Origin of the sequence: Micromonospora sp. NPDC051006 (assembly GCF_044456245.1) — a bacterium.
In the GTDB taxonomy this organism is placed as follows: Bacteria; Actinomycetota; Actinomycetes; order Mycobacteriales; family Micromonosporaceae; genus Micromonospora.
Genome location: NZ_JBITFP010000044.1, coordinates 1 through 10,585 on the forward strand (window position 1 = coordinate 1; position 10,585 = coordinate 10,585).

The 10,585-nt window shown below is 67.2% G+C and carries 10 protein-coding genes and 2 pseudogenes; 5 read left to right on the top strand and 7 right to left on the bottom strand.

What is annotated here, in order from left to right:
• Window positions 1-451 precede the first annotated feature (451 nt).
• From ACIBBA_RS33285 to ACIBBA_RS33305, 5 genes and pseudogenes are all read right to left on the bottom strand, one after another.
• On the bottom strand, window positions 452-649 hold the full coding sequence (locus ACIBBA_RS33285) for a hypothetical protein (RefSeq protein WP_396702825.1): 198 nt from the start codon (window positions 647-649) through the stop codon (window positions 452-454).
• Window positions 649-801 (bottom strand): hypothetical protein, encoded by a 153-nt coding sequence (locus ACIBBA_RS33290; RefSeq protein ID WP_396702827.1) that lies wholly within the window; start codon window positions 799-801, stop codon window positions 649-651. The genes ACIBBA_RS33285 and ACIBBA_RS33290 overlap by 1 nt, the downstream gene beginning before the upstream one ends.
• Window positions 802-1,328: 527 nt before the next feature.
• Window positions 1,329-2,003 (bottom strand): hypothetical protein, encoded by a 675-nt coding sequence (locus ACIBBA_RS33295; RefSeq protein WP_396702829.1) that lies wholly within the window; start codon window positions 2,001-2,003, stop codon window positions 1,329-1,331.
• A 477-nt stretch (window positions 2,004-2,480) separates the two neighbouring features.
• Window positions 2,481-2,826: pseudogene (locus ACIBBA_RS33300) on the bottom strand (Lsr2 family protein).
• 304 nt (window positions 2,827-3,130) lie between these two features.
• A complete protein-coding gene (locus ACIBBA_RS33305) occupies window positions 3,131-3,298 on the bottom strand; it encodes a hypothetical protein (protein ID WP_396702831.1) in 168 nt (55 codons plus the stop codon).
• Between the two features lie 602 nt (window positions 3,299-3,900).
• Between ACIBBA_RS33305 and ACIBBA_RS33310 the strand changes: the two genes are divergently transcribed.
• A complete protein-coding gene (locus ACIBBA_RS33310) occupies window positions 3,901-4,866 on the top strand; it encodes an alpha/beta fold hydrolase (protein WP_396702833.1) in 966 nt (321 codons plus the stop codon).
• A gap of 801 nt (window positions 4,867-5,667) precedes the next feature.
• On the opposite strand, the gene ACIBBA_RS33315 is transcribed toward ACIBBA_RS33310, so the two are convergent.
• On the bottom strand, window positions 5,668-5,865 hold the full coding sequence (locus tag ACIBBA_RS33315; RefSeq protein ID WP_396702835.1) for a hypothetical protein: 198 nt from the start codon (window positions 5,863-5,865) through the stop codon (window positions 5,668-5,670).
• 352 nt (window positions 5,866-6,217) lie between these two features.
• Here ACIBBA_RS33315 and ACIBBA_RS33320 point away from each other — a divergent pair, with 352 nt between their 5' ends.
• From ACIBBA_RS33320 to ACIBBA_RS33330, 3 genes are read left to right on the top strand one after another with little or no spacing between them, the layout of a single operon-like run.
• Window positions 6,218-6,787 carry a dihydrofolate reductase family protein gene (locus tag ACIBBA_RS33320; protein ID WP_396702837.1) on the top strand — a complete coding sequence of 190 codons (570 nt, stop codon included), beginning with the start codon at window positions 6,218-6,220 and terminating at the stop codon, window positions 6,785-6,787.
• Window positions 6,788-6,827: 40 nt separating this feature from the next.
• Complete coding sequence (locus tag ACIBBA_RS33325) at window positions 6,828-7,166, top strand: YciI family protein (protein ID WP_396702839.1); 339 nt, start codon at window positions 6,828-6,830, stop codon at window positions 7,164-7,166.
• A 3-nt stretch (window positions 7,167-7,169) separates the two neighbouring features.
• On the top strand, window positions 7,170-8,330 hold the full coding sequence (locus tag ACIBBA_RS33330) for an RNA polymerase sigma factor (protein WP_396702841.1): 1,161 nt from the start codon (window positions 7,170-7,172) through the stop codon (window positions 8,328-8,330).
• A 5-nt stretch (window positions 8,331-8,335) separates the two neighbouring features.
• On the opposite strand, the gene ACIBBA_RS33335 is transcribed toward ACIBBA_RS33330, so the two are convergent.
• Entirely contained in the window at window positions 8,336-9,805 is a 1,470-nt protein-coding gene (locus ACIBBA_RS33335; protein WP_396702843.1) for a hypothetical protein, read from the bottom strand.
• Window positions 9,806-10,324: 519 nt separating this feature from the next.
• Between ACIBBA_RS33335 and ACIBBA_RS33340 the strand changes: the two are divergent.
• Window positions 10,325-10,585, top strand: a pseudogene (locus ACIBBA_RS33340) (IS607 family transposase); the annotation flags it as partial.

Genomic DNA, 10,585 nt, shown 5'->3' on the forward strand with positions numbered 1-10,585 from the left:
CCTACAGCAAGATGTGGATCACCGTGAAGTACAACTGGAGCCTGACCCTGCAGTCCTCGGAGAAGTCCGCGCTGCAGAGCATGCTCAACACCTGCAGCTGACGACCGCCATCAGTCCCCGCCCGACAGGCGGCGCTTTCCGGCTTCAGCAGGACTCCGGATCGTCAGTTGGGCGGGGACGGGACACGTCACTGTCCCTGCATGCGCAGGGTGCCGCCGGCGTCCGCCTTAGGCGGGTGCTGCTCGTCGAGATCGCTCGGCCTCGGTGCCCAATCCCAGCCAGCACCTGTCCGCGTCGCCCTCCCTCGACTGACGGTCGCCGTCCGGTACGAGCGGATCAGCCCAGCCGCCGGCCAACAGGGCCTGAGCCATTCCCAGCACCGCTCGCGGCAACACCTTTGGCGCGGTCAGGGAAGTAGGTGCTCGCCGTGGTCAACGGCTCCGGCGTACTGTTAGATCGGCAACTCGTCGGTGGAGGCGAGGACGTATCGATGCTGGACGGCCGGGCTCGGCTGATCGTCGGCACCGATGTAGACCCCGGTCTGGGGCAGCACCAGCATCGCGGGCAGTTGCCCTGAGGCGTCGAACTCGATCGGTGTGATGCGGCCGTCGGCGGGACCGCCAAGGAGCCATGCCTCGATGGCGGGCATCAGCGACCACGCACCATGGCGAGTGCTGTCAGCAGCCCGGCTGCCGCGGTGATCAGGCTTGCCATGGCGGCGACCGCGCCGGTTATGCCAGCCAGGTAGTCCAGGCGTGTCGGTCGATGCTGCTGCTGCGGTCTCCGACCCTGCCTGATCATCTCGAGCCTCCTCCTGGCCGGCGGGCAGTACTCGTCTACTTCAGCAGACTCCACGCTTTCCCGACCATCCCGCGAACCGTGCCTGTGGAGAAGGGACGGGCCTGTGGACATCCCAACGATCATGACCCGGCTGGGGTAGGGCGGACGTCGCTGACGAGCCTGGTCGGTCATGTACTGCCGGCACTGTGTGGACTCGAGGTGCTCGCGAGCCTTCGTCCTCACACGGAACTGATTCCGCGCGGCAGCTCAGGGCCCCTTCCGAGCGCGATCCGACATCGCCGGCGCATCCTGCCAGCTCGCGATCTAAGGACCTGCTGCACAGCGGCACCGGCTGGCGCGGGGCCGCGATGTCCCGTGCTCGTCGCGCCTCGGCGGCACCCTCGTCCGTGCAAAAGGGACGGCACGGGTTGCCTGGTCGCCCACAGGAGCCGGTCGGATACCTCCGTCTCGGCTTCGCTTGAAATTGACCACGTGGCGCAGCGGGGCTCAGCTCGTTGACCAGAGATCGCGTTGATCAATGCCAGGAGTTACTGGGCCGAGCTCGCTTGCCGACGACGCAGCGTACGGATCCAGCCTTGGGCGGTGTGCCGGGGCACGTCGTAGTGATCGGCAACTGCCGCGACGCTGCCGGCCTGCTGGTAGACCGACTCCAAGTCACCCGGTGAGCGCCGGTACACACGCCCCTTGCCGGTGGACGCCTCGTCCTTCGCGGTTTGCTTGGTTTTCCGGGTCGTGTTGGTGGCCTTGGCGACTGCTGCTGCCTTCCGCCCGCCAGTTCGGGTCGTGCGGGTGGATGGTGCCTTCGCCCGAGACGTCTGCTTCGGGACGGCGACTTCGGTCGTGTCGCTCTTCGCGGGGGTGATCGGAGCCGGCTCATCAGCGACGGAGGTGGCGGTGTCGGCGGCCTGGGCGGGCCTAGTGTCGGGGACGGCCCTCTCGTCGTCCTCCGGATCGGCCACGTCGTCGGCGGCGGGGGAAGGCGACACGGTAATTGCCTGCTGCCCGCCAACGGCAGGCGTGACTGCCTTCAGCAGGAGTTCCAGGTCGACCGTGGGAATCTGGCTCGGGGTCAGCCCTTCTCCGTCACCGGCGCGTACCAGCAGTTCGGTGATGCGTGCGGTCGTTCCGTTTAGCTCGACGGTCAGTGTGGTGGTTGCTTGGCTGGGATCGTCTGCGGCGATGGTGATGGTGTAAGAACTCATGGCTAAACCTCCAGGGTGAAGCACCTTTGTCGTCTCTCGCGCCTCGGGCGCGCGACGGGGACTGGGGCCTTCCTCGGTTGCTGATCGAGATTAGAAGCTATCGGATGTTCGTGCGCTGACAGCTAGGCGCATCAGCCATACCGTACGCCGGGCTGCAACGCGGTGGCGGTTTGTCGGCGACGGTTGTAGCAGCCAACCATAGCCGTGCCCGCCCCATGGAGGTGCTAGAGAGACCTTGAAAAGCCGAGGGTCCAGGTTCGTTGACGAGTGAATGGTCCACCATGCGCCAGGCGGAGGAGCATGCCGCTGATTGCGGCCCAGCGATTCATTGCTTCTGAGGTGGCGGAGTGGCGTTCGCAGTCGCGAGCAGCCGCCGCTGGGCATCAGCAACGCCTGGGGGCATTCGACGACCCTCTCGCCCATACGGTGGCGGGCTCACACCGGTCGGCGCACGCGCCTCACGTTGGCGCAGGTCGATCAGCTATTTTTGTATGCCTCGACGACCGACAGCGATGCGGCCCCTGCCGGAGATTTCGTAGCCGTTCTTTGCCGCCCATTCCCGGATGGCCTGGTTCTGGCCTCGGTCCGAGCGGCTAGCCGTTGAGCGTCCGCCCCGCCGGTCGGCGCTGCGGCTGTCCGTGCCGGCGCGCCCGACACGACGACCCGCGTTGATGTACACGTCCAAGACCCTCCGCAGCTTCCCAGCATGCTGGTCGGACAGGTCGATGGCGTACCGCACGCCGTCGAGGCTGAACTCAACGGTTCGGTCAGCCGTGCCACCATCCAAATCGTCCGTCAATACAGTGATTACTTTGCGAGCCACAGTAGTTACTCCTTGGATTGGTGTCAGTGAACGATGCCCTGCGCCATTGGACTAAGAGTAGTCAGGCGTATTTGCCGACACGAGATGGGTCTCGCCCGTGATGTCAGGATGGACCGTCGTCGGCGTCGGCCACGAGGCCAGTCCCATGCCAGACGTGCTCGGATGCTGCGGTGTCATTCCACCTCATTGCGCTTGAGCCGTAGTTGTCGGCGACCCCCACGGCCCAGGTGACGTGTGCGCTTCGTGAGTTCGCCCAGGACGCCGGGAGGTCACGCGTCGCGGCCGGTAACAAACCTGATCGCTGTCAGAACCATAAGGAAACAGCAGCAAAGAAACAGCCGCCAGTCAGTAGGGCCTCACCGAGGTTGGGTTCGGCGGCCCAAACGATCCAACTCGTGATAGTTGCAGCCAGACCGCTCGACAGCGCGGCGATGGTCAGGCACAACAGCCGGACCAGAACGCTGCTCTCCATATCTCACCTCCCTCACGAACTAGGCGTCCACTTGCCACGCTTGAAACCGGCGCGGGGACTACTCGGGGCGGGGCCAGTTGCCGATCAGTGCGCCGAGCAGCATCGGTGATGCGTGCCATCGTTTTGCCTCCGACCCTTCGTCGCCAATCCCGTTCCATGAACATCTTCGGCTTTACTTAGAGCCTTGTCGTTGACTACGTGTGCCAGGTAGTTGACTTTGCGCGTCACGGCTGAGGGAGCCCTATGAGGAGGGGTCTAGTGTCGCGTGTCTGAAGTGATTTGACGGATGGGGTGTGGGACAGTGGGGCATGTCCGACCCGGCCTGGAACCCGCCTACCTCGGCCGCACGCCACAGTGGGCTACATCGGTGGCCAACACGTCGGTTCCACATGATGAGTCGCACTCCGCCGAGTATTCGGTGGGGTTGACGTAACGGAGCAGTGGTCCTTTTGCGTCGCAGACCCGCGGGCTGTCAGCCGAACAGAGGAAGGTCAACGACAACCACGTCCATGGCCGTCGGCGTTGTGGCAGCGTCACCCAAGAGAGGGCGTGACGAAAGCGGCACTCCAGTGCCGTGATCTGCGGTGAGAGGGGATCCCCACATGAGCTCGTCCACCGGCCTGCTCGCCGCGGAGGGCCCCGGCTCCGTCTCGCAGGCTCCGAACCTGCCGAACGGGTTCACGGACACGTTCACCAGCCGGTACGTCGAGGCCGGAGCACTGCGTCTGCACGCGGCCATCGGAGGCGACGGGCCGCCGCTGCTGCTGGTACACGGCTGGCCCCAGACCTGGTACGCATGGCGGCTGATGATGCCGGCGCTGGCCGAGAACTTCGAGGTGATCGCGGTCGATCAGCGTGGTATGGGGCTGTCCGACAAGCCCCGGGACGGCTACGACACCGCAACCGTCGCAAACGACCTTGTGGCATTGATGGACGCGCTCGGCCACCAGCGGTTCGCCATGGTCGGCTGCGACACCGGACTGCTCATCGGCTACGCCCTGGCCGCTGATCACCCCGACCGGGTCGACCGCCTGGCCCTCGGGGAAGCCCCTCTTCCGGGCGTGTCTCCCACGCCGCCACTGTTCCTTCCCGCGCCGCTCAACGAACGCCTGTGGCACATCCCGTTCAACGCACTTCCAGAGGTCAACGAGAAGCTCGTCAGCGGGCGGGAGGACATCTTCTTAGGCGCGAAGTTCTCGGCCGCGGCCGGAAAGAAGAACCTGTCCACCGACGCCGTCAAGTACTACGTCGACCTCCTCGCGGCCGACCCGGAGGCGCTGCGCGGCAGCTTCGAGCTCTACCGCGCTTTCCCGGTGACGCAGGCGCAGAACGAGCAGCGCAAGACCCGGCGGCTGACGATGCCCGTCCTGGCGATCGGCGGAGCGGAAAGCTTCGGCGAACAGGTCGGCAAGACGATGGAACTCGTCGCGGACGACGTGCAAACCGTGGTCCTGCCCGACTGCGCACACTGGGTCGCCGAGCAGGCTCCGGACGCGATGCTCGCCGCCCTGATCGGGTTCTTGGCCCCGTACCGGGACGGGTGGCTCGCGGCCCGCAATCCGCGCTGAGCCTGTCCCCAGCCCCGGCGGAACGGAGCAACCGATCATCACTTGTGCCCGCCGCTTCGCCCTGCCGCTCCTGGCTGTACCCGGGCCAAGGTCGCGCACGGTGAGTGCGGCGAAGGTGGCGAAGGGGGCGGCGCCGGACGAGTATAGATGTAGCGCCGCACATTCCCGCGACGCCTGTAAATGATGGAACGGTCGGGTGCGCGGCCTGACGAACGGGCTGGACCGCACCACCCCCGCGATCTCGCCCGGTACCTGGTCCGAACAGCGCACCATGAAGCCCGTCGGGAGACATCCCTTTGGCTAATTCGACACCTCGTACCCCGCCGCCGCGCTGGCCGGGTAGCCGCAACGGCGCTGCCGCACCTGCCGTCTGGAACCTGCCAACCCGGCCACTTCCTCAACAGCCGCAACGCTCGGGGGAGTGGTGGCCCTATGCGGTGTTCGGCGCAGTGACCCTACTGCTCGGGTGCTTGGCGATGGTGGTCGTCCTGCTGGCCAAGTAGCCCGCGGGGCGCAGTTTCTTACGGGGCCAGAGGCTGAGGTGTTCTGCCGCTCCGGAGTGTGGGACGGGAGCCGCTACCACCTGCGGTTCCCGGACGGCTCGCAGCCGGCGTAGCACCCCATCGGATCACGGGGCACCGACGGCATCCCGTCCACGGTCGGCCCCGCTGCTGGCAGCTGCGAGGACGGGCGAGGCGGTGGTCGCGGTATACCCCCGGTCATCTCCCGCCGTTCTGACCTGGGCGGCTCGGCGTGCGGGGCTGGACTGGCTGAAACGTGCTGGGCGTCCGCCCGTCGACGTCATTCGCAGCGGTCTTCCGAACCGCGCCCGTACGGTTGGCAACAGTCGGGCCGGTGCTGGTACACGCGCAGGTCCCGGCCGCGGGACCGCCCGATGTCCGAGGTGCGCTCGCACAGGCACGCACCCCAGCCCACGGACTCGCCGCCTCCGTCGATGACGTGCCCGTCGCCTGGCCCGCCGCGCAACAACACCTCCATCCCGACTGACGTATCACGCGAGATCGGCCGGCGCAGGACGATGGCAAAGGTCAGGAAGCCCTGCCGGTCAGCCGCTCACGCGAGCAACGATCTGCCGAACGACGGGAACCCACCGTAGCCACGAAGGCAAGTAATAGGTGGAGCGAACCTGCCGGAGCCTTCGAGAATGACGCTGGGACGAACGGTGTAACTCCTGATCAAGGAGCGGCACCTGATGTCCGAAGAATCGACGACCGCCGTGGATACGGCTCCGGCTTTGCGATCTATGACTGGCGTCACATCGTCGCCCTGTCCCCTCGACGTACCGATGCTCGTCCTGTGGCTGAGCAACCGACGTCAAGGAGGTTCGGTCATGGGTCAGCTGATCGTCATCGAGTTCGTCACCCTCGACGGGGTCATTCAAGACCCGGACGGGTCGGGCGGACAACCGTGGGGAGGGTGGGCCTTCCGCTACGGGCCGGAGGCGGTGGCCGGCGACAAATTCAAGCTGGGTGACGTGTTGGACACCGGCGTCATGGTGCTGGGCAGGGCCACCTGGCAGCTGTTCTCCCGCATCTGGCCTTCCCGCACCGACGATTTCTCTCAGAAGATGAACGCTCTGCCCAAAGTCGTCGCCTCACGATCGTTGAGTGACGTCACGGAGTGGGACAACTCCACGCTGCTTTCGGGCGACCTCGTGACGGAGATGTCGAAGCTCAAGCAGACCCGGGACGTCGTGGTCACCGGTAGCATCAGCGTCGTCGACACGCTACGGGCGCACGACCTGGTTGACCAATATCGGCTGCTGGTCTTCCCCGTCGTACTCGGCCAGGGCCGGCGGCTGTTCGACCAGCCCGGTCGCCCCGTCAACCTCGAGCTGGGGGCCGCTGAGACCGTGGGGCAGGCCGTACGCCTCACCTATGACCGGAAGCCGGCGCGATGAGCGGGCTACCATCTGCAAGCCATTCCCGAGGAGGTCGTTGATGAGGTACGCGCTGCTGATCAACGAACGTCCCGGGGCGTACGTCGGTCTGAGCGGCGATGAGCGTGCCGCTATCACCGCGGAGTACATGGCTTTGAGAAGCGACGATCGGGTGATCGGAGGCGAGCGGTTGCAGCCGGCCGGGACGGCGACCACCGCCCGCGCCGGGGACGGCGAGCTGCTGTTGACCGACGGGCCGTTCGCGGATACCAAGGAAATCTTCGGCGGGTTCTACATCGTCGAGGCGGAAGACCTGGACGGGGCGCTGGAACTCGCCGCCCGGATCCCGGTCCTCCGCCTCGGCGGCTCTGTCGAGGTACGGCCGCTGGCGGAGTTCTAGAGCGTGCTCGAGCAGATCTTCCGCGACGAGTGGTCACGGGTCCTGGCATCACTGGTGGGCTTCTTCGGCGACTTCGACCTCGCCGAGGAGGCCGCGCAGGAGGCATTCGTCATTGCCGCGGAGCGGTGGGCAGCCCATGGCCCACCGGAGAACCCGGGGGCTTGGCTTGTGGTGACCGGCCGCAACCGGGGGATCGACCGCCTTCGCCGCGAGCGCCTGCTGGCCCACAAGACCCGGTTGCTTGACCGGCCGGTGCCTGCCGAGGTCACGATCGACGAGGCGGCGATCCCCGACGAGCGCCTCGAGCTCATCTTCATGTGTTGCCATCCAGCACTGGCCACCGAGGCCCAGGTCGTACTGACGCTGCGCGCGCTGGGCGGCCTGTCGACGGCGGAGATCGCCCGGGCGTTCCTGGTGTCCGAGGACACGATGAAGCGCCGACTCTCCCGTGCGCGTAACAAGATCAGGGCCGCGGTGATCCCATTCGCGGTGCCGCCCGACCGCATTCTGCCCGCTCGGCTCCAGACAGTCCTGGCCGTGCTCTACCTCATCTTCAACCAGGGCTACGGAGACGGCCGCGTGGACCTGGCGACCGAGGCGATCCGGTTGGGCAGCACGCTCACCGGCTTCATGCCGGACGAACCGGACGCGCTCGCGTTACTGGCACTGATGCTGCTGCACGACTCGCGTCGCGCCGCCCGGGTCCGCGACGGCCAGATCGTCCCGCTCAACGAGCAGGACCGCAGCCTGTGGAACACCATCCAGATCGAGGAAGGGCGGGCGCTGCTGGATCGCGCGACCTCCCTCGGCGCCCGGGGTACCTACGCCGTGCAGGCGGCTATCGCCGCCCTGCAGACCGAGCCGCAGATCGACTGGCCCGCCGTCGCCGCGCTCTACGACCGGCTGCGCGAGCTGACCCGCGCCCCGGTGGTCGAACTCAACCGCGCCGTGGCGGTCGCGGAGGTCGACGGACCAAACGCGGCCCTGGCCATCGTTGACGCGCTCGACCTTGACGACTACCGCTACCTCCATTCGACCCGGGCCGAGCTGCTCCGCCGTCTCGGCGACAGCGCTGCCGCGCGGGAGGCGTACCGAAAAGCCCTCGACCTCGCCACAACCGACGCCGAGCGCCGCTTTCTTCAACGCCGCCTGACCGAACTCTGACCACCTCAGACGGCGCTCGATGGGGTGTCGATGGTCAGGTCGGTGTCGGTGACCTCGATCGTGACGGTCTTGCCGGCGAGGGTCCGGCCGAGCGCGACTTTCTGCCCGACGACCATGACCACGCCGGAGTTCGACGCCCGGCGCTGAACGGGCACCGATCCGGTCGCCGGTTGTGGTGGCGGACCGGCCGGGCGCACACCCCGCAACCGGCTGATGTCGGCCGGGGTCAGCGGGCTTGGCCGGGTCCGCAGCAGCTGACGGGTGTCGAGGTCGAAGAAGCTCAGCGTCGCTGCTTCGATGCGGATCCCGACCCGGCGCCCGCCGAGGATTTCCGCGGCCAGGACCAGGTGCTGACCCAGCGACACGCTGCCGGCCCGATTCACGGTCCGGTCCACCTCGACCGCTTCACTCTGCTCGGTCGGCGGCAGCGGTTGCGGACCGGCCGGGCGGCCTCCCTGACCCATCAGAGCAGCGAGGTCGGCGAGCGACAGGTGCGAACGCAATGACTTGATCCGGGCGCCGGCGATCAGCAGGTGGATGACGTCGGTGTCGGCCCAGAGCGTCACCGTGACTCCGGACCTGGCCGGGCCGAGGCAGAACTGTTTCCCGGCCACCTGCAGATTGCCAGCCGGTGGGACGACCCGGTCGAACTCCACCGCCGACGGCGACCAGTGCTCCAACGGCTGCGGGGCGATGACCGGCTCTGGCCGGGCAGTAGGTGATGCGGTCAGCAAGGGCGTCGCTGGCAGGGGCGACCTGGCGCCCGTCGGCGGTGAGCAGCGCGTCGCCGACCACTGCGGTCGCGGCGCTGTAGTGCTGGTAGGCCAGCGATCCGGCCTGGTACATCTCCAGCTCCCCAATGCCGGGTTGGCCGTTGCCTGGATTGGCGGCGGCGTGTAGGCGCATGGCGTTGACGCGAGGTTGGGCGTGGAAGTCGGCGGCGGCGGTCTCGTAGCTGTACTTGTCGGGTTGGCGAGGTGACGTGCTTCGAAGACGGGCCACGGGGTGGCGGATCGGCTGCCGTGCACGCCGTGCTGCCAGATCTGGTGGCGGATGCCGGCGCCGACCGCGGCCGCGTGCCGCATGCCCTGCAGGTCGAGCAGCCCGACGGGTCCGCCGGCGCAGGCCGCAGGATGGCCCTTACGCAGGCCGATCATCTGGCGCCGCTGCCACAACCGCAGCCGAGGCGTGGCCCAGAAGCAATCGGTTAGGGCGCCGGGCACGCCGAAGCATGTGTCAAGCTGCCGGGCCGTGAGCGCCTCCTCGGGCAGGTTGTCAGGCAGGCACACGATCATCGTCCGGATGGTCGGGGCTGGTGTGACGGTCGGGCGCGGGTTGGGACGCCTCGTCACGGGGGTGAGGGTTGGGTTGGTCGAAGACATAGCGGCCGCTGGATTGGGGGTCGGCCTGGTGGGCAGGGCGGGCACGCGGCTGCCGTAGCGCGTCAGCGGAATGCCATTGACGGTCTGAGTCATGGTCGGAGTTCTCCTTCATTCGGGCGCGGGGCGCGCAGAGGGTGACCAGCCCATCGGGTGCATGGGTCGGGTCGAGGAACGTGCAATTGGATGCGGGCGGTTGGTGCGACCTGCGGGGGCGCCACGCGGCGCGCGTGCCGACCGGCCGAAGCGGGTGGGCGAAGCGCACCGAGTAGGTGCGGCGGCGGATCCGTCAGGCGGGACCGAACCGGGTGGGGCGATATGCGGGGTGAAGGTGTTGCCGAAGAAGGTAGCGGCCAACCCTCACAGCTCTCCCCGGCCTCGTCGCGGCCCGGTGACCGGCTTGGTCTGCATGGTGAGAGATCAACATTCGCTTGCAGGCGGGTCGTGGGTGCGAACGTTGTGAGAGCCGAGTGCGCTCACAGGCGATCTTGTTGTCTGGCAGGCAGGGTCTGTAGCCAGGCTGCTTCGGGGGATGTGAGTCCGCATGGAGGGGTTGTTAGTAGTTCCCGATTTCGTGATCAGACATGTGAATATGTGAGTGTTAGTGTCGGTCTGATGAAGCTTGCTGAGTGGGCGCGCCGCAATGGGGTGCACCCGCAGACCGCGTACCGATGGTTCCGCGAGGGGACCATGCCGGTGCCCGCTCGGCGTCTTCCGTCGGGAACGATCATGGTGGACGTTGTCAGTGACGACACCCAGGGGCAGGTGGTTGTCTACGCCTGGGTGTCGTCGGTCGATCAGCGAGTCGACCTTGACCGGCAGGTCGCCCGGGTGGCCGCCTGGGTCACCGGGCAGAACATGGTCGTCTCCAGCGTC

Bases quoted from the DNA above. Each gene is read 5' to 3' on its own strand.
- ACIBBA_RS33295 (WP_396702829.1), bottom strand. From the start codon at position 2,003: ATGAGTTCTTACACCATCACCATCGCCGCAGACGATCCCAGCCAAGCA.
- ACIBBA_RS33305 (WP_396702831.1), bottom strand. From the start codon at position 3,298: ATGGAGAGCAGCGTTCTGGTCCGGCTGTTGTGCCTGACCATCGCCGCG.
- ACIBBA_RS33315 (WP_396702835.1), bottom strand. From the start codon at position 5,865: ATGGAGGTGTTGTTGCGCGGCGGGCCAGGCGACGGGCACGTCATCGAC.
- ACIBBA_RS33335 (WP_396702843.1), bottom strand. From the start codon at position 9,805: ATGACTCAGACCGTCAATGGCATTCCGCTGACGCGCTACGGCAGCCGC.
- ACIBBA_RS33325 (WP_396702839.1), top strand. From the start codon at position 6,828: ATGAGGTACGCGCTGCTGATCAACGAACGTCCCGGGGCGTACGTCGGT.
- ACIBBA_RS33290 (WP_396702827.1), bottom strand. From the start codon at position 801: ATGATCAGGCAGGGTCGGAGACCGCAGCAGCAGCATCGACCGACACGC.
- ACIBBA_RS33310 (WP_396702833.1), top strand. From the start codon at position 3,901: ATGAGCTCGTCCACCGGCCTGCTCGCCGCGGAGGGCCCCGGCTCCGTC.
- ACIBBA_RS33285 (WP_396702825.1), bottom strand. From the start codon at position 649: ATGCCCGCCATCGAGGCATGGCTCCTTGGCGGTCCCGCCGACGGCCGC.
- ACIBBA_RS33320 (WP_396702837.1), top strand. From the start codon at position 6,218: ATGGGTCAGCTGATCGTCATCGAGTTCGTCACCCTCGACGGGGTCATT.